The sequence below is a fragment of the Methylobacterium sp. 275MFSha3.1 genome (assembly GCF_900108435.1).
Classification (GTDB): Bacteria; Pseudomonadota; Alphaproteobacteria; order Rhizobiales; family Beijerinckiaceae; genus Methylobacterium.
In genome coordinates, this window is sequence record NZ_FNWP01000045.1 from 1 (window position 1) to 22747 (window position 22747).

Consider the following 22747-nt stretch of genomic DNA (forward strand, 5'->3'; position numbering starts at 1 on the left):
CGTGGAAGACGACCACGTCGATAGGCCGGGGGTGCAAGCGCGGCGACGCGTTGAGCCGACCGGTACTAATCGCCCGATTGGCTTGATCGCTCTCGTGATCCGTGTCCGTGTGTGACCGGCAGCCGCTGCAAAGCGGGTGACGGGCACACAGCCACGGTTATAAGAAGACCCGCAGCGATGAGGCTGCCTGCTTGCCGAACACAGCACTCGCCGTCGCAGCACCCTGCGCCGCCCAGTGCCAAACGAATTGCGATGCGCCGGTCTGGTGGCCTGAGCGGCGTGCCCAGAACCCGATCCCATCTCGAACTCGGCCGTTAAACACGCCAGCGCCCATGGTACTGTGTCTCAAGACACGGGAGAGTCGGTCGCCGCCAGACCTGCCCATCGCAATACACACACCTTCCCTCGACACGAACACCGATCCGCGACGCCGACGGGCCGCCCTCGGAGAGGGCGGCCCGTCGGCGTTTCGCTGTTGGCCGGCCCTGTGCGGCCGCCTTACCGCGAAGTCATCTTCCCGCGAGCGTCCCGTAATCGCTCCCGCGCCATCCTCCTCGGACCGCGCGTGGCCCATCGCCGACGCGGACGAAGCCGGTGACGGATCTCGTGCCCTCCGAGTCCTCCACACCCCGCTTCGGGACGGGTCGAGGTCCGCGGCCTCGGCCCGTCCATCCCGACAGGGGAGGGGAGCCGTTTGACCATGTTGATGGAGATTCGTTCCCCCGACTCGCGCGGCGCGCTATGGAACGGGGCCATGCGACTGCTGATCATCGAGGACGACCGCGAGGCGGCGGCCTATCTCGTCAAGGCGTTCCGCGAGACCGGACACGTGGCCGACAGCGCTCACGACGGCCTCGACGGGTACGCGCTCGCCCGCGAGGGCGACTACGACGTGCTGATCGTCGACCGGATGCTGCCGAAACTCGACGGGCTCTCGCTGATCCGGTCGCTGCGCGAGCAGAACGTCGCCACCCCGACCCTGATCCTGTCGGCGCTCGGTCAGGTCGACGACCGCGTGAAGGGCCTGCGCGCCGGCGGCGACGATTACCTGCCGAAGCCTTACGCGTTCTCCGAGCTCCTGGCGCGCACCGAGGCGCTGGCCCGGCGGCAGGTCGGATCCGGCGCCGCGGAGGAGACCCGCTACCGGATCGGCGACCTGGAACTCGATCGGCTCTCGCACCGGGTGACCCGGGCCGGCCGCGAGATCCCGCTGCAGCCGCGCGAGTTCCGCCTCCTCGAGTACCTGATGCGGCACGCCGGGCAGGTCGTGACGCGCACCATGCTGCTCGAGCATGTCTGGGACTACCACTTCGATCCGCAGACCAACGTCATCGACGTCCACGTCTCGCGCCTGCGCAGCAAGCTCGACAAGGGCTTCGCGTCGCCGATCATCCACACGGTCCGGGGCGCCGGCTACGTGCTGCGCTACGACGAGGGCGCGGCCGGGTGAGCGAGGTTTGGACCGACGCGCCGATCGCCCGCGAGACCGCGGCGGCGCGTTTCCAGAAACTGTTCCGCACCACCGCGTTCAAGCTGTCGCTGGCCTACCTCGCGATCTTCGCCCTCTGCGCCTTCCTGGCGCTCGGCTACGTCGCGTGGAACGCCCGCGCGGTGCTCGACGACCAGATCGTCTCCACGATCGACGCCGAGATCAACGGGCTGTCGGAACAGTACAATGCCGGCGGCCTGCGTCGGCTGATCACCGTGGTGGAGCGGCGCTCCCGCGAGCCCGGGGCCTCGCTCTACCTCGTGACCACGGCCGGCGGTGACCATGTCGTCGGCAATGTCGGCTACTTGCCCGCCGCCGTGCTGGCGACGCCGGGCCAGAGCGAGACGCGCTACGGCCGCAACGACGCGGATGCCGAGGCTCACCGGGCGATCGTGCGGGTCTTCACCCTTCCGGGCGGGTTCCGCCTGCTCGTCGGGCGCGACACCGAGGAGCGCGACCGGCTGCGGGCGGTGATCGGGCGCGCCTTCATCACCTCGCTCGCCGCCGTCGTGATCCTCGGGGTGATCGGCGGCTGGCTGGCCGCGAGCCGGGTGCTGCGCCGCGTCGACGCCATGACCCAGACCACCCGCGCGATCATGGCCGGCGATCTCGACGACCGGCTCCACGTGGCCGGGAACGGCGACGAACTCGACCGTCTCGCATCGAGCCTCAACCAGATGCTGGAGCGCATCGGCGAGCTCATGCGCGGCATGCGCGAGGTCTCCGACAACATCGCCCACGACCTCAAGACGCCGCTGACCCGCCTGCGCAACCGTGCCGACGAGGCCCTGCGCCGCGCCTCCACGCCGGAGGAGCTGCGCGCGGCGCTGGAAGCCGTGATCGAGGAAGGCGACGGGCTGATCCGGGTGTTCAACGCCCTCCTGATGATCGCGCGGCTCGAGGCCGGATCCGCCCGGGAGATCCTCGTGCCGCTGGATCTAGGCCAGACGGTCCGGAGCGTCGGCGAACTGTACGACGCGCTCGCCGAGGATCAAGGGCTGACGCTCGCCGTGCACGCGCAGGACGAACTCACGATCGCGGGCAACCGCGAGCTGATCGGCCAGGCCCTGGCCAATCTCATCGACAACGCCCTGAAATACGGGGCCGAATCCGCGGGCGCGGAGACCAGCGTGATGCTCGAGGCGTGGCGCGACGGGGAGTCGATCCGCCTCGCCGTCTCCGATCACGGTCCGGGCATTCCCGAGGCGGAACGGGCCCGCGTGCTCGACCGGTTCGTGCGCCTCGAGGACGCCCGTTCGCGGCCCGGCTTCGGGCTGGGCCTCAGCCTCGTCAACGCCGTCGTGCGCCTGCACCACGGGAGCCTGCGGCTCGCCGATAACGGGCCCGGCCTGCGGGTCGAGATCGCGTTCCCGGCCACGCCGCGCCCGCAGCCGGCCGTCGGTGACATCGTGCCCGCACCGCCTCCGCGCGACCCTGTGCCGGCATCCCCTTCCCGCGCTACTTAGGTCGCGACCTGTCCCACCGCGAGCGCGCCGTCCCCGACCGTTCGGCCGGGCGCCCGCGTCCCAGGAGGCTTCATGACTCTCAAGACCAAGACCGCCCTCGTCACCGGCTCGACCAGCGGCATCGGGCTCGCCATCGCGCGCGCCTTCGCGGCGGAGGGGGCCAACGTCGTCCTCAACGGGTTCGGGGACGCGGCCGCCATCGAGGAGACGCGGGCCGGGATCGAGAGCGCCTATGGGGTCAAGGCCCGCTACTCGGCCGCCGACATGAGCAAGCCCGACGCGATCGCCGCCATGGTGCGCGAGGCGGAGGAGACCTTCGGGGCCGTCGACGTGCTGGTCAACAATGCCGGGATCCAGTTCGTCTCGCCGATCGAGGAGTTCCCGGCCGAGAAGTGGGAGCAGATCATCGCGATCAACCTGTCCTCGGCCTTCCATACGATGCACGCGGTGATCCCCGGGATGAAGGCCCGGGGCTGGGGCCGGATCATCAACACGGCCTCGGCCCACTCGCTGGTGGCCTCGCCGTTCAAGTCGGCCTACGTGGCGGCCAAGCACGGGATCGCGGGCCTGAGCAAGACGGCGGCTCTGGAACTCGCGCCCCACAAGATCACGGTGAACTGCATCTCGCCGGGCTATGTCTGGACGCCGCTCGTGGAGGCGCAGATCCCGGACACGATGAAGGCCCGCGGCCTCACCAAGGAGCAGGTGATCGAGGACGTGATGCTGAAGGCGCAGCCGACCAAGGAGTTCGTGACCGTCGACCAGGTGGCCGCTCTGGCGGTGTTCCTGTGCTCCGACGCGGCGAGCCAGATCACTGGCGCCAACATCAGCATGGACGGGGGCTGGACCGCGCAGTAGCGCGACCGGCCTCAACAGGCGCGCCTCGTCCGAGGGCCGGCCCCGCCCGTGCCGGGCGGGGCCGCTCCCGGTCAGCGGCGGCCGTGGACCAGCAGGGCGAGGCCGTAGCCCACCGCGCCCGCGATCAGCAGCGCGACCAGGGGATTCTCCTCCACCCGGGCGCCGACCGCGCTGCGCCCGTCGCGCAGGTACGAGCCGCCCCTCTGGTAGACGTCCTCCGCGACGTCGCCGGCGCGCTCGTAGGCGTCGCTCGCGTAGTCACCGGCGCGGTCGGCGATGTCCCGGGCCCTGTCCTTCACCTGACCGTAGACGTTCTGCGCCTGGCCCTGGGCCTCGCGGAAACGTCCCTCGACCGAGTCGCGGTTCGAGCCGGCGAGATCGCCGGCCGCGCCCTGAACCTTGCCGACGGCCTCCTTGGCGCCGCCGACGATCCGATCCGTATCCACCATGGCACTCTCCTGGACGTGAGCGCGGCGTCGCGACACGGGCGCCGCTCGTTACGCCGTCGTCCACCGAACGCGCGAGATGGCGTTTGTGCCCCCGATCACCGCGAAATTGTGCGCCTTCGGCCTGCGCGGCGGCCGGGACCGGTCAGAGCCCGATCAGCTCGGCGATGGCCGCCGCGCCGGCCGCCGGGGAGGTCTCGCCCCGGGCGACGCCGGCCTCCGCCTCGGCCGTGCGGCGACGGACCTCCGGGGAGCCGACGAGGCGCTGGTGCAGGCGCTCGTCGACCAGCGCCCACATCCACTTCACGTCCTGGGCCCGGCGCTTCGCCTGGATCTCGCCGGTCGCCGTGAGCTTCTCCCGGTGGTCGACGATCTTCGCCCACATTGCGTCGAGGCGCAGGTTGTGGAAGCCCGAGATCGTGACGACCGGCGGCGTCCAGGTGGCCGAGGCCGGGGTCAGGATGTGCAGCGCCGCCCGGTATTCCGAGGCCGCCGCGTTGGCGCGCTGCTCGGCTTCGCCCGCATCGGCCTTGTTGACCGCGATCATGTCGGCGAGCTCGAGGATTCCCTTCTTGATGCCCTGCAGCTCGTCGCCCGCCCCGGGCAGCATCAGCACGAGGAAGAAGTCGGTCAGGTCGGCCACCGCCGTCTCCGACTGGCCGACGCCGACCGTCTCGACGAGGATCACGTCGAATCCCGCGGCTTCGCAGAGCAGCATGGTCTCGCGGGTCTTGGCCGCGACGCCGCCGAGCGTGCCGGAGGAGGGGGAGGGGCGGATGAACGCCTTGGGATCGTGCGACAGCCGCGCCATCCGGGTCTTGTCGCCCAGGATCGAGCCGCCGGTCCTCGAGGAGGACGGGTCGACCGCGAGCACCGCAACCTTGTGACCGGCCTCCGTCAGGTTCGACCCGAGGGCGTCGATGGTGGTCGACTTGCCGACGCCGGGTACGCCGGTGATGCCGACGCGGATCGCCCGGCCGGTCTCGGGCAGGACCGAGTCGATCAGGTTCGCCGCCAGCGCCCGGTGATCGGCGCGCTTGGACTCGGCCAGCGTGATGGCCCGGGCCAGAGCGGCGCGGTCGCCGCGCAGCAGGCGCTCGCGGAGACTCTCGATGTCGATGGATGGCGTCATGCTCCCTTCATGGCCGCGGCGACGGCCGCCGTCGAGGGGGAGAGCATCGGGGTCGGGGGATCGCCGGCCTGTGTCCTGCCCACCACAAGCACGGCCGTGCCCGCTATTCACGCCACGTCGCGTCGCTCGTGCCCCGCGATGGTCACGATCCTAGGCAACGGAAGGCGTCCCGCCCGAGCGTAACCGGATCATGTCGAGCCAGATCGTCTCACGCCGCATCCTTCTTCGCTTCGGAGCGCTCGCGGGCGCCGCGGGCCTCGCCCCGTCGCTCGGCGCCTGCGTCACCGACGACCTCGGGTCTGGGGCGGCGCTGCCCGAGAAGCAGTCGGCCCTCGACGTCATGCCGGTGCTGCTGGTCGCCACGACCCGCAAGCCCGTGGGCAACCCGCCCCGGCCGCCGTATTTCAGCAGCGACCGCGGCCGCGGCCTGAGCTTCGCCGAGGTGCGCCTGTCACCGCCCGACCGCTCGCTGCTCGGCAAGGTCTCGTCCGTCATCACCGGCGACTGGACCATCGGCGCGGTTCCGAAATCCGAATCCGGACCGGGCGCTGCCGAGGCCTTCGCCCAGGCGGCCCTCGGACGCGACGTGCTGATCTACGTCCACGGCTACCGCGAATCGTTCGAATCGGCCGCGGTCAGCGCCGCCCGGCTCTCGGACGGGATCCGGTTCCGCGGCGTCTCCGGCCTGTTCACGTGGCCGTCGGCGGCCGCGACCCTCGACTACAATTACGATCGCGAGAGCGCCCTCTGGTCGCGCGACGCCTTCGAGGACCTGCTGAAGGCGCTCGCCGCGTCGCCGAGCGGCGGCCGCATCAACATCGTCGCGCACTCGATGGGCACGCTCCTGACGCTCGAGACGCTGCGCATGCTCCGCGCCGAGGCCGGCGAGGCCGCGATGTCGCGGATCGGCGCCGTGGTGCTGGCCGCGCCCGACATCGACTTCGACCTGTTCTCCAACGGCGTCGCCCGCATGGGACCCGACGTCTCGAAGATCACGGTGATCTCCTCGACCAACGACCGGGCGCTCGAACTCTCCGCCGCGCTGGCGGGGGGCGTGCGCGCCGGCGCCGCCGATCGCGCCAAGCTCGAGGCGCTCGGCGTGCGCGTCGCCGACGCCTCCGATTACGGCGGCGGCCTGATCAACCACGACCTGTTCCTCTCGAACCCGGACGTCCAGGGCGTGGTCAAGCGCGCCATCGCCCGCGGCGCCGGCGTCTGACGCTCACCCGGTCCGTGTCGCCATGCTCTGCGGCGGCAGGGGCTCCTCCGGCAGGACCGGCGCGTCGCCCGAGGAGTCCAGGTGGTCGATCCGGTCGGCCCAGACCCGGAAGCCCACCAGGGGATTCGGTCCGAACGTGTGGGTCAGCGGCACGTCCGCGGCGTCCCGGCCGTACGCGACCATGACCCGGCCGATCCGCGGGCTGTTGTTGCGCGGGTCGAACACGTGCCAGGCGCCACCGAGGTAGACCTCCATCCAGGCCGCGAAGTCGCCCGCCGGGTGCGGCTCAGGCTCGCCGATGAAGCTGATATAGCCGGTGCAGTACCGGGTCGGGATGTTCAGGGCGCGGCAGAACGCGACGGCCAGGTGGGTGAAGTCCCGGCAGACGCCGCGCCCGCCCGCGTAGGCGTCCGCGGCCGTGCGGTCGCGATGGGCGAACTCGTAGCCGAACACGATGTGGGCGTGGACGAAGTCGCAGACCGCCTGCACCCGGGCCCAGCCGGGCTCGGTATGTCCGAAGAGACGCCACGCCGCGTCGGCCAGCAGGTCGGACTCGCAGTAGCGGCTGGGGAGCAGGAACACGATCGTCTCGGCGGGCAGCGCCTCGATCGCGTGCTGCGCGGCCTCCGGGTGCGCCGGATCGGGCCTCCCGCTGTCTCGGATCACGGCGTCGGTCCCGACGGTGAAGTTGCCGGCGGGCGCGGTCAGCCGGCCGCACAGGTTGCCGAAACCGTCGCGGTAGATCGCCACCGGGACGGGCGGATCGGTCCGGAGCGTGTCGGGCGCTTCCAGGGCGGCCGCCCCGGAGGGATGCACGTTGAGCATCACCACCATGGGCACGGGGTAGGGGAAGGCGTAGCGCATCTCGCAGCCGAGCCTGATCCGCATGCGCGGGTGATCCTTCGTGTTCGAGACTGTGGCCGCCCTGATGGGCGCAGGATCCGTGCCGCGCCGAATCGTGCGGGTCGGGCCGCGACGGGCTTGGCGGCCGTCCGCTTCACCCCTACAGCATCCCCGCGCGACGCTCGTGTCAGACGGACGAAACCGAGACGTTTCTTCCCGGGGCAGCGCGTCGCACCCGTGCGCCAGCTCGCTGACCGGGCGCGCCTGAGGACGGTTACGAGAGGGATGCCGGCCATGTTCACGCTCGAGATCGACGGCACCGCCGTTGCGGTGATCAACAGCGACGAGGCGTCCGCCAAGGACCTCTTCACCTGTGACGGCTTCAAGGAAGACATCCGGACCATGACGACCGGCGGGAAGCCAGTCTGGAACGGCACGTCGGCGCTCACGGTCCGGGCCGCCACCGAGGACGAGGTCGAGATCTTCGAGGACGCCCTCGCCGAGGACGACGGCGAGGGTGATTTCGTCGAGGATCCGCGCCACACCGGGTCCGATTCGGACGACGAGGACGAGGCCGACATCGTCTTCCTCGTGGATATCGACGAGGACGAGGACGAGGCCGACGCCTGAGCGCGGCTGAACCTGACCGCCTCCCGGGCGGTTTCCGATCCGATCTGGATCGGAAACCGGGAGGACGGCATGGCTGACAGCAGACGGATCGTCGACGCGCTCGTGCGGTCGAGGCGCGGCGGGCTCGCCGCCGGTGCCGCCCTCGGCGGACTGGCGCTGATCGGCGGCCTCGCCTACCGGGCGCTGCGCGGGGCGCCCCCGCCCGAGGCCGGGGGCCCGGACTTCACGAAGGTCGACGAGGACGAGGCCCGGCTGATGCTGCGGGCCATGGTGGCGGCCACGACGGCCGACGGGATGGTCGACGCCGCGGAGCGCCAGCGCCTCGACGCCGCCGTGGCGGAGGCGGGCCTCGATCCCGACGGTCGAGCCTGGCTCGAGCGCGAGCTCGCGGACCCGGCCGACGTCGACGCGATCGCCGACCGGGTCGCGGATCCCGACGCGGCGGCCCGGATCTTCGCGGCGGCGCGACTCGCCATCGAGCCCGACACGCTCCAGGAGCGTCAGTTCCTGAAGATGCTGGCCGAGGCCCTCGACCTGCCCGCGGAGGCGGTCGAGCGTGTCGAGCGCGACATCGGAGCCTGACTGGCAACCTGCCCGAAGGGCGGATCTCCCACGGCGGCCGAGCTTCGTGCTAGGCTCCCGCGCGACGACGGGTCCGGAGGACGGCCCACGCGCGGGAGGACGGGACATTTCATGGCAGGACTGTCAGTGCCCGCGCCCGGGCGCGCCCGCCGGCGGGCCTGCGCGCTGGTCGCAGCCATGCTGATCGCCGGCGGCTCCGCGCGCGCGGCCGATCCGGCCGCCGGCCCCCTGACGATCGCCGAGCAGGGCAGCTTCTTCGTCGGCGGCCGCGACGTCCAGTCCGACACGCTCTCGACGCTGCCGGCCTACGCGCCGTCGGGCACGATCAGCGTCGACCAGATCTACGTCCGCTATCAGGTCCCGGTGAATGCCGGACGGCCGCCGCTGGTCCTGATCCACGGCTGCTGCCTCACCGGCAAGACCTGGGAGACGACGCCCGACGGGCGCATGGGCTGGGACGAGTATCTCGTCCGGCGCGGCTTCCCGACCTACGTGATCGACCAGGCCTGGCGCGGCCGCTCGGCGGCGAGCCCGGCCCAGATCAACGCCGTGAAGACGGGGCAGGCCGACCCCAAGACGCTGCCGGCCGTGTTCTCGGCCGGGCGCGAGCCGGCCTGGGCGATCTTCCGGTTCGGGCCGGAATACCCGAAGGTGTTCCCCGGCATGCAGTTCCCCCTGGAGGCCCAGGGCGAGTTCTGGAAGCAGATGGTCCCGGACTGGTCGGCCGCCCTGCCGGTGCCGAACCCGACCGTGCCGGCCCTGTCGGAGCTCGCCAAGCGGCTCAGGGGCGCGGTGCTGATCTCGCACTCGCAGTCGGGGATCTACCCGTTCCAGACCGCCGCCCTCGATCGGACCGGCCTGCGCGCCATCGTGGCCATCGAGCCGGCCGCCTGCCCGGACCCGGCCAAGGACGACCTCGCACCCTACAAGGACCTGCCGATCCTCGTCCTGTTCGGCGACTACGTCGACGCCTCGCCCCGCTGGGCGCCGCGGCTCAAGCAGTGCCGCAGCTTCGTGGCGGCCGCCAACGCCGCGGGCGGCAAGGCGGAGCTGATCCTGCTGCCCGAGATCGGCATCCACGGCAATTCGCACATGCTGATGCAGGACAAGAACAGCCTCGACATCGCCGACTGGCTGGTCGGCTGGATCGACAAGCGGGCGCCCGGCAAGTCCTGAGGCGTGCCGGTCGAACCGGTGTGCGTTCAAACGGTTCGGTCGCCACAACCGTCATCGCGAGCGCAGCGAAGTGACCCAGGGCTGCCCATCTTCGGCGGTCGTCGCGGCGACTGGATCGCTTCGCCGCCCTCGCGAGGACGGCGGCGCGGATGATGGCGTCCCTGCCGAGGTCGGCGACGGGGCGCGGTCTTAGCCCGGCCTGTGCGTGCTGAGGAACGTGCCCATCCGCTCCAGCGCCCGCCGGATGTTCTCGGCCGAATTGGCGTAGGACAGGCGGAGGTAGCCCTCGCCGTGGACGCCGAAATCCGGACCGCCGATCACCGCCACGCCCGCTTCCTCCAGGAGGGTCGAGGCCAGGGGCTTCGCCTTCCAGCCGGTCCGGGCGATGTTCGGGAAGGCGTAGAACGCGCCCTTGGGCGCGATGCAGGAGACGTCCGGCAGGGCGTTCAGCCCGTCGACCACGATCGCCCGGCGCCGGTCGAACTCGGCGACCATCTCGGCCACGCAAGCCTGCGGTCCGTCGAGCGCCGCGATGCCGGCCCACTGGGTCGCCGCGTTGACGCAGGAATGCGCGTTGACCGCGAGCTTGCGCGCCGCGTCGTAGAGCGGCTTCGGCCAGACCGACCAGCCGAGCCGCCAGCCGGTCATCGCGTAGGTCTTCGACGCGCCGTCGAGGTAGACCAGCCGGTCGCGGATCTCGGGATATTTCAGCAGCGAGTGGTGGGTCTCGCCGTCGTACGTCATGGTGCCGTAGATCTCGTCCGACAGCACCGCGACGTCGGGGTGCTCGGCGAGGCCCTTCACCAGGGCGTCGATCTCGGCCTTCGGCGTCACGCCGCCGGTGGGGTTGGCGGGCGAGTTGACGATCAGCAGCCGCGTCTTCGGCGTGATCAGCGCCAGGGTCTCGGCCGCCGAGAAGGCGAAGCCGTTCTCCTCGCGGATCGGCACCGGCACGGGCGTCGCCCCGGTGAACTCGATCATCGAGCGGTAGATCGGGAAGCCGGGGTCCGGATACAGGATCTCGGTCCCGGGCGCGCCGAACATCAGGATCGCCATGAACATGGTGACCTTGCCGCCCGGCACGATCATCACGGAATCCGGCGAGACCTCGACGCCGTGGCGGCGGTGGATGTCGCGGGCCACCGACTCGCGGAGCTGCGGGATGCCGACCGCCGGCGTGTAGCCGTGGTGTCCGTCGCGCAGCGCCTTGATGCCCGCCTCGACCACGTGGGCGGGCGTGGGCATGTCCGGCTGGCCGATGCCGAGGTTGATCACGTCCCGCCCCTGCGCGGCGAGGGCCTGGGCCCGCGCCAGAACCGCGAAGGCGTTCTCCTCGCCGATGCGCGAGAAGGCCGGGACCACGTGCAGCATCGCGCCCTCCGGGCGGTGGGACGTCAGTGCTTGGACCGCTCCGAGAGCTTCATCGCGCCGAACGACATCGCCGCGGCGATCGCGCCCAGGATCACGAAGGTCTTCACGGAGGCGTAGAACAGGTCCGGGTTGATGCCCTCATCGGTGTAGAGCACGAGCCCGATGGCCGCGAGCGGCAGCGAGATGAGGGCGAAGAGCGGGACGAGCGGGTTCATGTTCGGCACTCGGGATCCGGCGCGCGGCTGACCGCGGCCCTGGGAAAGCGCCCCTGCATATCACCGCGCTGCGAAGGTTGGGACCCCGCGAGCTGCAGTTTTTCGCCGGCTCGCCCGAACGCTCATGGATGCGCAATCATTTCGCGCAACAGTGGCGTCTCCGGGAGGGCGGACACGTATGCGTTGGGCATCGGTCGATTCGAAAGGCAAGGGAGCGGGGAGTTCAGGCTCCAGATCCTCCAGCGTCGAGACGCTGGCGCTCCATATCGGGCGGCTGCTGCGACATCCCGCCTACCGGCGCGAGTCGGTCGTGAGTCCGCTCCTGCGGCGCCACCTGCCGTTCGAGGCCGGCTACGCCTGGAACGGCGAGGCCGGCCTGCGCGCCCGGCTGACGAGCGCCGCCCTCGACGAGGCGAGCATGGATCACCTGATCCGCAACGTGCAGGCCGAGTTCCTGCGCCTGCGCCGGCCCGCCGATACCTGAGCCGGATCCGGCTCAGGCCGGGACCCGGACGGTGGCCCGCAGGCCACCCAGCGGGCTGTCGTGCAGGGTTATGTCGCCGCCGTGGGCCCGGGCGATGTCCCGGGCGATCGACAGGCCCAGTCCGGAGCCGCCGGCATCCTGGCGGGCGTCGTCGAGCCGCACGAACGGCTTGAACACGTCCTCGCGGCTCTCCGCCGGAATGCCGGGCCCGTCATCGTCGATCGAGACGAGGAAGGTCCGGGCCTCCAGCCGGCCGGAGATCGCCACCGTCTCGCCGTAGCGGACGGCGTTGGCGGCGAGGTTGAACAGGCAGCGCCGGAAGGCGCCGGGCCGCACCGTGACCTCGGGCGCGCCGGCGAGATCGACCGCGGAGACGTGGGCGCCGAGGCGCTCGACGTCGGTCCGCAGGTCCTCCAGCAGGGCGCGCATGTCGGTGGGCGTCGCGGGCTCGGCCGAATCGCCCCGCGCGAAGGCGAGGTAGCCCTCCAGCATCCGGCTCATCTCGTCGACGTCGCGGCTGAGATCCTCGATCTCCTCGGTCTGCTCGATCAGCGCCAGGGACAGGCGGAACCGGGTCAGGATGGTGCGCAGGTCGTGGCTGACGCCGTTCAGCATCGTCGTGCGCTGCTCCATCGCCCGCTCGATGCGCCGCTTCATCTCGATGAAGGCGTGGCCGGCCTGACGCACCTCGCGGGCACCGCGGGGCCGGAACTCGATCTCCCGCCCCTTGCCGAAGCCCTCCGCCACGGCCGCGAGCCGCAGGATCGGCTTGATCTGGTTGCGCAGGAACAGGATCGCGACGCCGAGCAGCACCAGCGACGAGCCGATCATCCACACGAGGAAGATGTGCGAGTTCGACGCGTAGGCTTGGCTGCGCCGGGCGGTGATGCGCATCACCCCGTCGGGGATCGCCACGCGGATCTCGATGAGGTTCGAGCGCCCGACCGTGTCGATCCAGAACGGTCTTCGGATCTGGCGCTTGATCTCGTCGGACAGGGCCTCGTCGAGGATCGAGAAGAACGGGCGCGGGCCCGGGGGCGGCAGCTTGGCGCCCTTGAGGATGTCGAGGTCGAGGTTCAGCCGTTCCCCGGCGATGCGCGCGAGGGTCTCGGCATCCTTGTCCTGCGGGTAGCTCTCGTAGATGTCGATCAGCGCGGCGACGTCCGCCGTGACCGCCGCCGACAGGCGCTTGGTCACGAGCTGCCAGTGCCGCTCCATGAAGGTGTAGGCGATCACCGACTGGAGCAGGACCACCGGCGCGATGATGATGATCAGCGAGCGGGCGTAGAGGCCCTTCGGCAGGACGTCGCCGATCGCCCGGCTGACGCGCTTCCACAGGCGGCGCGGGGGCGAGCGCGGCGGTTCCTTGCGGAGCGCCCGGGCGAGGGCGGGATCCGGGGCGTTCATGGGGCTGGGCGCCGGGGCCGGGCCCATCGGGCGAGAGGGGCCTCGGTTTCAGCGAAACGTCCACCCCACGCCCTCATCCTGAGGTGACCGCGCCAGCGGGCCTCGAAGGAGGGCTCCAGGGGTCGCGCGGCCGGCTGGAGGGCTCCTTCGAGGCCTCCGCCGCGCTCCGGCACCTCAGGATGAGGCTGTGGTTTGGACATGCCGGACACTAATCGGGGCGCCGTCTCCGCGAAAGATCGTGGGTGCAGAGTATGGCCGACCGACGATCTCGGCCAATGTTTCCTGACGCTCCCTTCAGCATGAGGGCTTCTTGCACCGCGGCACGCGGGCCATACCTGTGAGGGGCGGGGGGCGCCCGCCGGCCGGAAGTCCACGAGGCCATGCTCAGCACAGACACAGACATCCTCTCCGCTGCCCAATCCTGGCGGCGCGACGGCCGCGCCGTGGCCCTCGCCACGGTGATCGAGACCTGGGGCTCGGCGCCCCGACCGGTGGGCAGCCACCTCGTGGTCGACGGCGAGGGCAATTTCCTCGGCTCCGTCTCCGGCGGCTGCGTCGAGGGCGCGGTGATCACCGAGGCGATCGAGGTGATCGAGGCGGGCGTGCCCCGCGTCCTCGAATTCGGCGTCGCGGACGAGACCGCGTGGCGCGCCGGCCTGTCCTGCGGCGGCCGGATCCGGGTCTTCGTCGAGCGGGTCGACTGATGCGCGGCGACGTCCTGGCAGCGCTCAACGACGCGCGGGCCGCGCGCCGCGCCGCGATCCTCATCACCGACATCGCCGACGGCGCGCAGCGCCTCGTCGGCGAGGACGCGATCGCCGCCGATCCCCTCGCCGACGTGCTGGCGAAGCACCTCGCCTCCGGCAAGAGCGGCCTCGTCGAGGCGGGCGGGCGGACCCTGTTCCTGACCGTGCAGGTGCCGCCGGTGCGGCTCGTGGTGGTGGGCGCGGTCCACATCTCGCAGGCCCTGGCGCCGATGGCGGCTGGGCTCGACCTCGCGCTCACGGTGATCGACCCGCGCACCGCCTTCGCGACCCCCGAGCGCTTCCCCGGCACCGCGCTGATCGCCGAATGGCCGGACGCCGCCCTCGGGACCACCGTGCCGGTCTTCGACCGCTACTGCGCCCTGGCGGCCCTGACCCACGATCCGAAGATCGACGATCCCGCGCTGAAGGCGGCGCTGACGGCCGAATGCTTCTACGTGGGCGCCCTCGGCTCCCGGAAGACCCACGCGTCGCGCGTCGCGCGGCTCACCGAGGCCGGGTTCACGCCGGCGCAGATCGGCCGGATCCGCGCGCCGATCGGCCTGCCCATCGGCGCCGTGAGCCCGGCCGAGATCGCCCTGGCGGTGCTCGCCGAGATCGTCGCCGCCCTGCACCGCGTGCCCCGCCCGGAGGTCGCGTGAGGTTCGGAACCGTCCCGGTCGCGGACTCGGCCGGGCTGATCAGCGCGCACACGGTGCGGCGGGCCGACATCACCCTGCGCAAGGGCGCCGTCATCGCCGCGGAGGCCGCCGCCGGCCTGGCGCGGGCCGGCCTGTCGGAGATCGTGGCGGCCACGCTCGAGCCCGGCGACGTCGGCGAGGACGCCGCCGCGGCGCGGCTCGCCGCGCGCCTGCGCGGGCCGAACCTGCGCGTCGAGGCGCCCTTCACCGGCCGCAGCAACCTGTTCGCCGAGACGGCGGGGGTGCTCACCCTCGATCCGGCCCGGATCGACGCGGTCAACGCCGTCGACGAGGCGGTGACGGTGGCGACGCTGCCGCGCTTCCGGCCGGTGGTCGAGGGCGAGATGGTCGCCACGGTGAAGATCATCCCCTACGCCGTGCCGGGCGCCGTGCTGGCCCGGGCCTGCGCGGCCGCCGAGGGGGACGTCCTCGCGGTGGTGCCGTATCGCCGCCGCCGGGTGGCCGTGGTTTCGACGCGCCTGCCGAGCCTCAAGGAGACGACGATCGACAAGACCCTCCGGGCCCTGGCCGACCGCCTCGCGCCCGCGGGCGCGGCGATCGTGGCCGAGACCCGGGTGCCCCACACCGCCGCCTCCGTGGCGGCGTCCCTGGCGGAGATGATCGATCGCGCCGGGGCCGACCTCGTGGTGGTGTTCGGCGCCTCGGCGATCGCCGACCGGCGCGACGTCATCCCGGCCGGCATCGCGGCGGCGGGCGGCCGGGTCGACCATCTCGGGATGCCGGTCGACCCCGGCAACCTGCTCCTCGTCGGCGCCCGCGGCGGCGTGCCGGTGATCGGCGCGCCGGGCTGCGCCCGCTCGCCCAAGGAGAACGGCTTCGACTGGATCCTCCACCGCCTGCTGGCGGACCTGACCGTGACCCGGGCCGACATCGTCGCCCTTGGCGTCGGCGGCCTGCTGATGGAGATCGTCTCGCGCCCGCAGCCCCGCGCCGGCGGCGCGGCCGCGGCGGACGAGCCGGATCCGGGGGCGGAGGACCGGGATGTCTGAGATTGGCACGATCCTGCTCGCCGCGGGCCTCGGCAGCCGGTTCGGCGCCGCGCCGAAGCTGCTCGCGCCCCTCGACGGGCGGCCGCTGGTGCGCCACGCCGCGGAGGCGGCCCTCGGCGCCCGGCCCCGGCCGGTGGTCGCCGTGCTCGGCGCGCACGCGGCGGCGGTCCGCGACGCGCTGGCGGGGCTCGACCTCGTCCGCGTCGACAACCCGGATTACCGCTCCGGCCTCGCGAGCTCGCTGCGCGCCGGCCTCGCGGCGCTGCCCGCCACCTGCACGGCCGCCATCGTCGTGCTGGGCGACATGCCGCGCGTCACCGCCGCGCATCTCGACCGCTTGGCGGAGGCCTTCGCGGAGGCCTCCGCGGGCGCCGCGGAGCCGCCGGCGGCCGTGGTGCCGGTGCAGGCCGGCCGGCGCGGGAACCCGGTGCTGCTCAACCTGCGCCGCCTCGGCCCGGACATCGCCCGCCTCGCCGGCGATCACGGCGCGGGGCCGCTCCTGAGGGGGCGGCCGGACGTGCTGGAGATCCCGGGCGATCCGGCGACCGCCCTCGACGTCGACACGCCGGACGCGCTGGCCGCGCTGCGCGGTTAGCGCCCCGCCGCGTCGCGCCCGCGCGCGGCCTTCGCCTCGGCCCGGCACCGGTCCGAGCAGTAGCGGACCTCGTCCCAGACGCGCTCCCACTTCTTGCGCCACGCGAACGGGCGGCCGCATTGGGCGCAGATCTTCTCCGGCAGATCGCCCTTGCGGCGCATCGGCGGCATCGCGGCTCCTCCCGGCCTATCCGGGCCGGCGCGCGTCGGGGCCGGTCCCGGCGGCCCGGCGCAGGCGCGCGTCCAGCGCGTGGGCGAGGCCGAGCATGATTGCGATCCCCCCGACATTGACCGCGATCTGCAGCGGCCAGGTGGGGTCGAAGGTCCGGTAGAGGATGCGGCCGATCAGCGCCGCCAGGCATCCGGCGGCGAAGATCTCCAGCGAGTGCCGCCCGCAGGCGTCGACGAGGCGCAGCCGCCGCCACCGGCTCGCGCGGGCCAGGGCGGGCGCGCTGAACAGCAGGTAGGCCAGCGCCAGCATGTTGATCAGGCGCAGGGGCGCGACGTGGCTCTTGTCGGGCGGCCCGATCGCCAGCGGCCGGAGGTCCGGAAGCCCCCACTCCGCCCAGGACCCGCCCTGCAGGAACGCGAAGGCGAGGTAGGCCGCGGCCGCCGCCACGGCCCAGCCGCGCCGCGGCAGCAGGCCGTCATGGGCGCGGACCGTGACCGCGAGCGCCGCACCGATCACGAACAGGAACTGCCACGCGAAGGGGTTGAAGTACCACCCGTCATCCACCGCCGCGGCGTTCGGGAGGTTCAGCTGGTGATCGACGTTGGCGGCGAGCCAGAGGGCGCCCGACAGGCCCAGTACGCCCCAGATCCCGCGCCGCATCCCGAGATAGATCAGCGGGAACAGCGCCAGCAGCAGGATGTAGAGCGGCAGGATGTCGAGGTAGTTCGGCAGCGCGTTCAGCGCGAGGCCGCGCAGCAGGCCCGGCAGGAGACCCATCTGCAGCAGCGGCGCGACGCCGAATCGCGGCGTCAGGCCGGTGAGGTCCATCCAGATCCGGACGATGACCAGGGTCGCGAGCAGCAGCCCGGCCTGGAACAGGTAGATGCGCAGGCAGCGCTTGGCGATGCGCGTGAGCGCCGTCCGGATCCCGGCGCGCCGGAACAGCCCGCCGTAGGCGATCATCGACGAGTAGCCGGCCAGCAGCACGAAGATCTCGGCCGCGTCCGAGAACCCGAAATTGTGCAGCGTCAGCAGGGCCGGTGCGTTGCGCGGGATGTGGTCGATGAAGATCGTGAGGAGCGCGAGGCCGCGCACCACGTCGACCCGCGCGTCGCGCGCGGGCTTCGCCGGCCGTGCCTCCGCGGGCGGTGGGGGGAGCGCCCGCGGTTCCGCGGCGCCGGGCCGTTCGAGATCGTCGAGGCGCGTCACTCAGCCCATCACCGTGGCGCTATCCGTCCGGACGCGGAGCGGCCGGGGCCGCGGTGCAACCATAGCGCGCCGGCCGCCCGAGGCCCCGCCGATCACGCGCCTTTGTTCGGATGTGCACAACGGCGGGGTCGCACCGATGATCCGCCCGTCGCGGCGGCCGTTGGCCGCGCCGCCCCCTCGCGTCGCGGCAAGGCGCGGTATAGACGCGGCCGACGATCCCGGTTCCCGGCGCCCGCGCCGGCACGGGGCGCGTCGCTGGGTTCGTGGCAGGGTTGAGGGCAAGGGGCATGCGCGTCCTCGTCACCGGAGCGGGAGACTATCTCGGCCGCCGCCTGCTCGAGGCGCTGCGTCGGGACCTGCCGCCGGGCAGCCCCATCCTCGGCCTCGACCGGAGCCCGCCACCGTCCCTCGACGGCGTGACGCTGAGGGCCGTGGACCCGTTCGACGCGCGCGAGCTCGCCGAGACGGTCGCGGCCTTCGACCCGACCTGCGTGTTCCACCTCGCGGCGCTGGCCTCGGTGGCGCAGTCGAGCGAGACGCCGTCCTACGCCTGGCGGGCGGAACTGCTCGGCACCCTCAACCTCGCCGAGGCGATGGCGCGGACCCGCGCGGCGCTGGTCTTCCTCAGCTCCACGGTCGTCTACGGCGAGGTGTTCCGCGCCTGCCCGCGCCCGGACGAGAGCGTCACGCCGCGCCCCGACACGATCTCGGGCCGGACCAAGAACGCCTGCGAGTACATCCTCCGCGACGTGCTGGCGAATGCCCGGATCAAGCATCTCGTGCTGCGGCCGTCGAACTACATCGGGGCCGGACAGAGCGAGACCTTCGTGGTCGCCTCCTTCGCCGGTCAGATCGCCCGCATCGAGCGGGGGCTGGCGCCGCCGAGCCTGGAGGTCGGCGACCTCTCGGCGGGGCGCGACTTCCTCGACGTGGCCGACGTCACCGCGGCGTGCCTGCGCGTGATCGCCCGGATCGACGAGCTGCCGGACGGCGGCATCTTCAACGTGGGATCGGGGGTCGTCACACCGGTCTCCGACATCCTGGAGACGCTGCGCGGCCTGACGGAGGCGCGGTTCGACCTGCGCGTCGCGCCCGGCCGGGTCCGCCCGGCGGGCGTGCGCAGCGAGGGCTGCGACCCCGCTGCCTTCGCGACCGCCACCGGATGGGCCCGGGCCATCCCGCTCGCGCAGAGCCTGGCGACGATCCTGGCGGAGGCGCGGGCGCGTATCCGGTGATCCGTCACCGGGCAGAGGTGACGGCAACGCCCTCGGCACGGGCGCGCGGCTCCGGAACGCCGGCGGCGCCCCGGAGCCGCGACCGGTCTCAGCGCGAGAAGCGCTTGTACTTGATCTTCTTCGGCATGATCGAATCCGCTCCGAGCCGGCGGACCTTATCGGCCTCGTAGTCGGAGAAGTTGCCCTCGAACCACTCGACGTGGCTGTCGCCCTCGAAGGCCAGGATGTGCGTGGCGATGCGGTTCAGGAACCAGCGATCGTGGCTGATGATGACCGCGCAGCCGGCGTAATCCTCCAGCGCGTCCTCGAGGGCGCGCAGGGTCTCCATGTCGAGGTCGTTGGTCGGCTCGTCGAGGAGCAGCACGTTGGCGCCGCCCTTCAGGGTCCGGGCGAGGTGAACGCGGTTGCGCTCGCCGCCCGAGAGGGTGCCGACCTTCTTCTGCTGGTCGGGTCCCTTGAACGCGAAGGCCGCGCAGTAGGCGCGCGAATTGATCTCGCGCTTGTTGAAATAGATGATGTCGTTGCCGCCGGAGACCTCCTGCCAGACCGTGGCGTTCGGGTCGAGGGCGTCGCGCGACTGGTCGACGTAGCCGAGCTTCACGGTCTCGCCGACCTCGATCTTGCCGTTGTCGGGCTTCTCCTGGCCGGTGATCATCTTGAACAAAGTGGTCTTGCCGGCCCCGTTCGGGCCGATCACACCGACGATGCCGCCGGGCGGCAGCTTGAACGACAGGTCCTCGATCAGCAGCCGGTCGCCGAACGCCTTGCTGAGGTGCTCGAACTCGATGACGTTGTTGCCGAGCCGCTCGTCGATCGGGATGACGATCTGCGCGGACGCGTCGACCTTCTGCGCCTGCTTGGCGACCAGCTCCTCGTAGCGGGTGATGCGCGCCTTCGACTTCGACTGGCGGGCCTTCGGCGAGGCGGCGATCCATTCCTGCTCGCGGGCGATGGAGCGCTGCCGGACCATGTCCTCGCGGCCCTCCTGCTCCAGGCGCTTCTGCTTCTGGACCAGCCACGCCGAGTAGTTGCCCTCGTACGGGATGCCCTTGCCGCGATCGAGCTCCAGGATCCAGCTCGTCACGTTGTCGAGGAAGTAGCGGTCGTGGGTCACGATCAGGATCGCGCCCGGATACTGGCGCAGGTGACCCTCAAGCCAGTTCACCGTCTCGGCGTCGAGGTGGTTGGTGGGCTCGTCGAGCAGCAGCAGCTCCGGCTCCCACAGGAGCAGGCGGCACAGCGCGATGCGGCGGCGCTCGCCGCCCGAGAGGGTCGCGACCGGCTGCTCGTCGCTCGGGCAGCCCAGGGCTTCCATGGCCTGATCGACCTTCGAGTCGAGCTCCCAGAGGCCCAGCGACTCGATCCGGTCCTGGAGCTCGGTCATCTCGTCGGCGGTCTCCTCCGAGTAGTTCATGGCGAGCTCGTTGTAGCGGTCGAGCATGGCCTGCTTCTCGGCGACGCCCTCCATCACGTTCTCGCGGACGGACTTGCTCGGATCGAGCTGGGGTTCCTGCGGCAGGTAGCCGACGCGCGCGCCCTGCGCGACCCAGCCGTCGCCGGTGAACTCCTTGTCGATGCCCGCCATGATCTTGAGCAGCGTCGACTTGCCGGAGCCGTTGATGCCGAGCACGCCGATCTTGGCGTCGGGGTAGAAGGACAGGTTGACGCTATCCAGGACCTTCTTGCCGCCGGTATAGGCCTTGGTCAGGCCCCGCATGTGGTAGATGAATTCGCGAGCCATCGCGGATCGTCCTCGGCGCGTTGTTCGGGACCGCGCGGATCGTGCCAGCGGCACGGGTCAGGCACCGGGCCTCAGCACCCGTCCTGGACGCGCGTCCCTACGATATAGGAATTACCCTCTCGGAGTATCAGGCCCGCCGGGACGCGGCAAGGACGCGACAAGGACGGGCTGGCCGCCGGCGGGCGCCGGAACGCTCACGCGAAGGGGTTCTTGACCGTTCCCGGCGGCGCGTCCGGCACCTCCGCCACCGCGTCCGGCAGGTCGGACGCCTCCAGGGCCTTCACGATCGCGTCCAGCGTCTCCCGGAGCAGCCTGGCCTGCTCCAGGCCGGTCCGGTCGCGGGTCAGGTCGAGGGACCCGTGCAGGGCGATCCGGTCCGTGCCGTTCTCGAAGCTCAGGGCGCCGACGGAGCGCACGCCGGCATCGTCGGCGAACGGCGCGAAGCCCTCGGTGTCCGAGTTCTTGCCGTCCGGGCTCTCGCTCTCCGGGCTTGCCGTCTTGGGCCGGGCGCGTCTCTTGTTCTCGGGCATCGGGTCCTCTCAGAAGCTCTCAGAAGAACGTGCGCAGGAAGTCGCGGACGAGCTTGCGCAGGGCGCGGGCGAGTTCGCGCTCGAGCCAGTCCTGCCAGGTCTGCTCGTGCCGGGGCCGGCGCTCCTCCGCGCGGGCGGAGGCCTGAGGATCCGGCAGCCCCATCGCGGTCGCCCGGGCCGCGGGCGGCAGGCCGGGAAAGACGTCGATGCCGGCTTCCTGGCGGAGATCGTCGATCGACAGGGCGCGCCAGTCTCTCGAATCGTCGTTCCGGGCGAGGTAGGCGCCCGCCTCGCCGCGGGACGGGTCGTAGACGGCCTTGAACAGCTGTGTCGGGACGAGCACGCCGCCCTTGATCTGCTGCACCGCGTCGCCCGCGAAGATCACCCCGGTGACGACGAACAGCGCGCCCCGGCGGGTGGCCAGGCGCCGGATGCTCTCCTCGATATCCGCCCAGAGTCCCCGGTTCAGGACGCGGTTCTGCGGCACGATGTTGGCGAGGCTGAACGACTCGGCCTGGGCGGCGAGGGTCGGCATGTCCCCGGCCGGCGCGAGATGGCCCCGGTCGAACCCGCTGCGGACGTAATCCTCCAGCGCGGCGCGCTGATCCTCCGGCAGGCGCGCCTCCTCGTGGAAGGAATCGTCGCGGGCCACCGCCCGGGCCGCCGCGACGCTGGCGCGGGTGAGGTGCTCGGCGGCGTAGAGCGGCGTGCGCGTCACGCCGGAATGCAGGACCGCGAAGGCCTCGAAGCACAGCGGGACCGCGCGGACGGCGAGCTTCGGATTCGTGAGGACGGGCGACTGCCCGTCGGCGAACAGGGCCGGACAGGAATCCTGGGCGCGGACCGGGGGCGCGACCAGCGCGAGGGTCAGGACCGCGGCGGCGAGCGTCGGTGCCCGCATCACCAGCAGACGCGGACCCGGCGGACGCCCTCCGGGGTCGGGCGGTCCCGCCACGCGCAGGGCCGGCCGAGGCTGTTGCTGAACGGACGGGCATCGCGATCGGGACCGCCCGGCGCGACCCGCGCCGGGCAGTCGCCGAGGAAGTTGCAGAGGAAGTCGAGATTGCCGTCCGGCGGCCGTGGCTGGGCGTAAGCTTGGCCGTGAACCGTAATCGCGAACATGAGCAGGATTGTGCACAGACGAGCCGGATTCAAAGGCGAACCTCTTGTGGCGTTAAGGGCACGTGACTGAAAAAAACGCCGGCCCGACATTGATCGCGCCGCCGATCGTCCGTAACTGGCACTATCATGACAGCGACGGACGGGCGGGTTCTAGCATGAACGCGTGTCCCCGGGCTGCTGGCGTCGCGGTTGCCGAGAGCCCGCGACGGAGCCGTCGCCATACTCGAACGAATGGATGCGAGCATTGGCACTTTCCCCTGAGCAATCGGCGTTGCTGGACCGCGTTCCGTCTCCTTCGGCGCTGCGGCGCCTTCCGGAGTCGGAGCTGCAGGCGGTGGCCGACGCGGTGCGCGCCGAGATGATCGACGCGGT

General features: G+C 71.8%; 25 protein-coding genes and 2 rRNA genes. 15 read left to right on the forward strand and 12 right to left on the reverse strand.

Going from position 1 to position 22747, the window contains the following annotated elements; all coding sequences use genetic code 11:
• The 5 genes from BLW78_RS29130 to BLW78_RS29150 form a co-directional block, all read left to right on the forward strand.
• Nucleotides 1-90, forward strand: a 23S ribosomal RNA gene (locus BLW78_RS29130); the annotation flags it as partial.
• A gap of 171 nt (nucleotides 91-261) precedes the next feature.
• A 5S ribosomal RNA gene (gene rrf, locus BLW78_RS29135) occupies nucleotides 262-377 on the forward strand.
• Between the two features lie 377 nt (nucleotides 378-754).
• Nucleotides 755-1450, forward strand: a complete 696-nt coding sequence (locus BLW78_RS29140) for a response regulator transcription factor (RefSeq protein WP_020096362.1) — start codon at nucleotides 755-757, stop codon at nucleotides 1448-1450.
• Complete coding sequence (locus BLW78_RS29145) at nucleotides 1447-2955, forward strand: HAMP domain-containing sensor histidine kinase (protein WP_170855277.1); 1509 nt, start codon at nucleotides 1447-1449, stop codon at nucleotides 2953-2955. The genes BLW78_RS29140 and BLW78_RS29145 overlap by 4 nt, the downstream gene beginning before the upstream one ends.
• A 72-nt stretch (nucleotides 2956-3027) precedes the next feature.
• Nucleotides 3028-3813 carry a 3-hydroxybutyrate dehydrogenase gene (locus tag BLW78_RS29150; protein ID WP_091683679.1) on the forward strand — a complete coding sequence of 262 codons (786 nt, stop codon included), beginning with the start codon at nucleotides 3028-3030 and terminating at the stop codon, nucleotides 3811-3813.
• A 71-nt stretch (nucleotides 3814-3884) separates the two neighbouring features.
• Here BLW78_RS29150 and BLW78_RS29155 read toward each other — a convergent pair whose 3' ends face one another.
• Both BLW78_RS29155 and meaB read right to left on the reverse strand, forming a co-directional pair.
• Nucleotides 3885-4262 (reverse strand): CsbD family protein, encoded by a 378-nt coding sequence (locus tag BLW78_RS29155; RefSeq protein ID WP_020096359.1) that lies wholly within the window; start codon nucleotides 4260-4262, stop codon nucleotides 3885-3887.
• Between the two features lie 142 nt (nucleotides 4263-4404).
• Nucleotides 4405-5391, reverse strand: a complete 987-nt coding sequence (gene meaB / locus BLW78_RS29160) for a methylmalonyl Co-A mutase-associated GTPase MeaB (RefSeq protein WP_091683681.1) — start codon at nucleotides 5389-5391, stop codon at nucleotides 4405-4407.
• Between the two features lie 190 nt (nucleotides 5392-5581).
• Here meaB and BLW78_RS29165 point away from each other — a divergent pair, with 190 nt between their 5' ends.
• Nucleotides 5582-6610 carry an alpha/beta hydrolase gene (locus BLW78_RS29165; protein WP_020096357.1) on the forward strand — a complete coding sequence of 343 codons (1029 nt, stop codon included), beginning with the start codon at nucleotides 5582-5584 and terminating at the stop codon, nucleotides 6608-6610.
• Between the two features lie 3 nt (nucleotides 6611-6613).
• On the opposite strand, the gene BLW78_RS29170 is transcribed toward BLW78_RS29165, so the two are convergent.
• Nucleotides 6614-7498, reverse strand: a complete 885-nt coding sequence (locus BLW78_RS29170) for a transglutaminase-like domain-containing protein (protein ID WP_091683683.1) — start codon at nucleotides 7496-7498, stop codon at nucleotides 6614-6616.
• 249 nt (nucleotides 7499-7747) lie between these two features.
• Here BLW78_RS29170 and BLW78_RS29175 point away from each other — a divergent pair, with 249 nt between their 5' ends.
• The 3 genes from BLW78_RS29175 to BLW78_RS29185 all read left to right on the forward strand — a co-directional run bounded on the left by BLW78_RS29175 (nucleotide 7748) and on the right by BLW78_RS29185 (nucleotide 9841).
• Complete coding sequence (locus BLW78_RS29175) at nucleotides 7748-8083, forward strand: hypothetical protein (RefSeq protein WP_026605445.1); 336 nt, start codon at nucleotides 7748-7750, stop codon at nucleotides 8081-8083.
• Between the two features lie 69 nt (nucleotides 8084-8152).
• On the forward strand, nucleotides 8153-8665 hold the full coding sequence (locus tag BLW78_RS29180; protein ID WP_091683685.1) for a DUF533 domain-containing protein: 513 nt from the start codon (nucleotides 8153-8155) through the stop codon (nucleotides 8663-8665).
• A 111-nt stretch (nucleotides 8666-8776) separates the two neighbouring features.
• On the forward strand, nucleotides 8777-9841 hold the full coding sequence (locus BLW78_RS29185) for an alpha/beta hydrolase family protein (protein ID WP_091683687.1): 1065 nt from the start codon (nucleotides 8777-8779) through the stop codon (nucleotides 9839-9841).
• A 189-nt stretch (nucleotides 9842-10030) separates the two neighbouring features.
• On the opposite strand, the gene BLW78_RS29190 is transcribed toward BLW78_RS29185, so the two are convergent.
• Together BLW78_RS29190 and BLW78_RS29195 are read right to left on the reverse strand one after the other, a co-directional pair.
• Nucleotides 10031-11212 carry a pyridoxal phosphate-dependent aminotransferase gene (locus BLW78_RS29190; RefSeq protein ID WP_020096352.1) on the reverse strand — a complete coding sequence of 394 codons (1182 nt, stop codon included), beginning with the start codon at nucleotides 11210-11212 and terminating at the stop codon, nucleotides 10031-10033.
• A gap of 23 nt (nucleotides 11213-11235) precedes the next feature.
• Nucleotides 11236-11427, reverse strand: a complete 192-nt coding sequence (locus BLW78_RS29195) for a hypothetical protein (protein ID WP_026605443.1) — start codon at nucleotides 11425-11427, stop codon at nucleotides 11236-11238.
• A 178-nt stretch (nucleotides 11428-11605) separates the two neighbouring features.
• Here BLW78_RS29195 and BLW78_RS29200 point away from each other — a divergent pair, with 178 nt between their 5' ends.
• Nucleotides 11606-11911 (forward strand): hypothetical protein, encoded by a 306-nt coding sequence (locus BLW78_RS29200; RefSeq protein ID WP_026605442.1) that lies wholly within the window; start codon nucleotides 11606-11608, stop codon nucleotides 11909-11911.
• A 12-nt stretch (nucleotides 11912-11923) separates the two neighbouring features.
• Here the strand turns inward: BLW78_RS29200 and BLW78_RS29205 are convergent, their stop codons facing one another.
• Nucleotides 11924-13318: an ATP-binding protein gene (locus tag BLW78_RS29205; protein WP_020096349.1), complete on the reverse strand. Its 1395-nt coding sequence runs from the start codon at nucleotides 13316-13318 to the stop codon at nucleotides 11924-11926.
• A 380-nt stretch (nucleotides 13319-13698) separates the two neighbouring features.
• On the opposite strand from BLW78_RS29205, the gene BLW78_RS29215 reads away from it, so the two are divergent.
• From BLW78_RS29215 to BLW78_RS29230, 4 genes are read left to right on the forward strand one after another with little or no spacing between them, the layout of a single operon-like run.
• Nucleotides 13699-14022, forward strand: a complete 324-nt coding sequence (locus tag BLW78_RS29215; RefSeq protein WP_020096348.1) for an XdhC family protein — start codon at nucleotides 13699-13701, stop codon at nucleotides 14020-14022.
• The gene (locus tag BLW78_RS29220; protein ID WP_091683689.1) at nucleotides 14022-14723 is read left to right on the forward strand and encodes an XdhC family protein; all 702 of its coding nucleotides are present in this window, start codon (nucleotides 14022-14024) and stop codon (nucleotides 14721-14723) included. Before BLW78_RS29215 ends, BLW78_RS29220 begins: the two co-directional genes overlap by 1 nt.
• Complete coding sequence (locus tag BLW78_RS29225) at nucleotides 14720-15772, forward strand: molybdopterin-binding protein (protein ID WP_091683690.1); 1053 nt, start codon at nucleotides 14720-14722, stop codon at nucleotides 15770-15772. The genes BLW78_RS29220 and BLW78_RS29225 overlap by 4 nt, the downstream gene beginning before the upstream one ends.
• Nucleotides 15765-16367, forward strand: coding sequence for a nucleotidyltransferase family protein (locus tag BLW78_RS29230; RefSeq protein WP_091683692.1), 603 nt, complete (start codon nucleotides 15765-15767; stop codon nucleotides 16365-16367). The genes BLW78_RS29225 and BLW78_RS29230 overlap by 8 nt, the downstream gene beginning before the upstream one ends.
• On the opposite strand, the gene BLW78_RS29235 is transcribed toward BLW78_RS29230, so the two are convergent.
• A complete protein-coding gene (locus tag BLW78_RS29235; protein WP_170855278.1) occupies nucleotides 16364-16537 on the reverse strand; it encodes a DUF2256 domain-containing protein in 174 nt (57 codons plus the stop codon). The two genes, BLW78_RS29230 and BLW78_RS29235, sit on opposite strands and share 4 nt — an antisense overlap.
• Nucleotides 16538-16553: 16 nt before the next feature.
• Entirely contained in the window at nucleotides 16554-17747 is a 1194-nt protein-coding gene (gene opgC, locus BLW78_RS29240; RefSeq protein WP_091683693.1) for an OpgC family protein, read from the reverse strand.
• A gap of 287 nt (nucleotides 17748-18034) precedes the next feature.
• Here opgC and BLW78_RS29245 point away from each other — a divergent pair, with 287 nt between their 5' ends.
• Nucleotides 18035-18982, forward strand: coding sequence for an NAD-dependent epimerase/dehydratase family protein (locus tag BLW78_RS29245; protein WP_091683695.1), 948 nt, complete (start codon nucleotides 18035-18037; stop codon nucleotides 18980-18982).
• Nucleotides 18983-19070: 88 nt separating this feature from the next.
• Here the strand turns inward: BLW78_RS29245 and ettA are convergent, their stop codons facing one another.
• The 4 genes from ettA to BLW78_RS29265 all read right to left on the reverse strand — a co-directional run bounded on the left by ettA (nucleotide 19071) and on the right by BLW78_RS29265 (nucleotide 22375).
• Entirely contained in the window at nucleotides 19071-20723 is a 1653-nt protein-coding gene (ettA, locus tag BLW78_RS29250; RefSeq protein ID WP_020096342.1) for an energy-dependent translational throttle protein EttA, read from the reverse strand.
• A 194-nt stretch (nucleotides 20724-20917) separates the two neighbouring features.
• Nucleotides 20918-21253 carry a hypothetical protein gene (locus tag BLW78_RS29255; RefSeq protein ID WP_170855279.1) on the reverse strand — a complete coding sequence of 112 codons (336 nt, stop codon included), beginning with the start codon at nucleotides 21251-21253 and terminating at the stop codon, nucleotides 20918-20920.
• A 19-nt stretch (nucleotides 21254-21272) separates the two neighbouring features.
• A complete protein-coding gene (locus tag BLW78_RS29260; protein ID WP_091683697.1) occupies nucleotides 21273-22154 on the reverse strand; it encodes a DNA/RNA non-specific endonuclease in 882 nt (293 codons plus the stop codon).
• A complete protein-coding gene (locus tag BLW78_RS29265; protein WP_091683699.1) occupies nucleotides 22154-22375 on the reverse strand; it encodes a hypothetical protein in 222 nt (73 codons plus the stop codon). The genes BLW78_RS29260 and BLW78_RS29265 overlap by 1 nt, the downstream gene beginning before the upstream one ends.
• Between the last annotated feature and the right edge of the window lie 372 nt (nucleotides 22376-22747).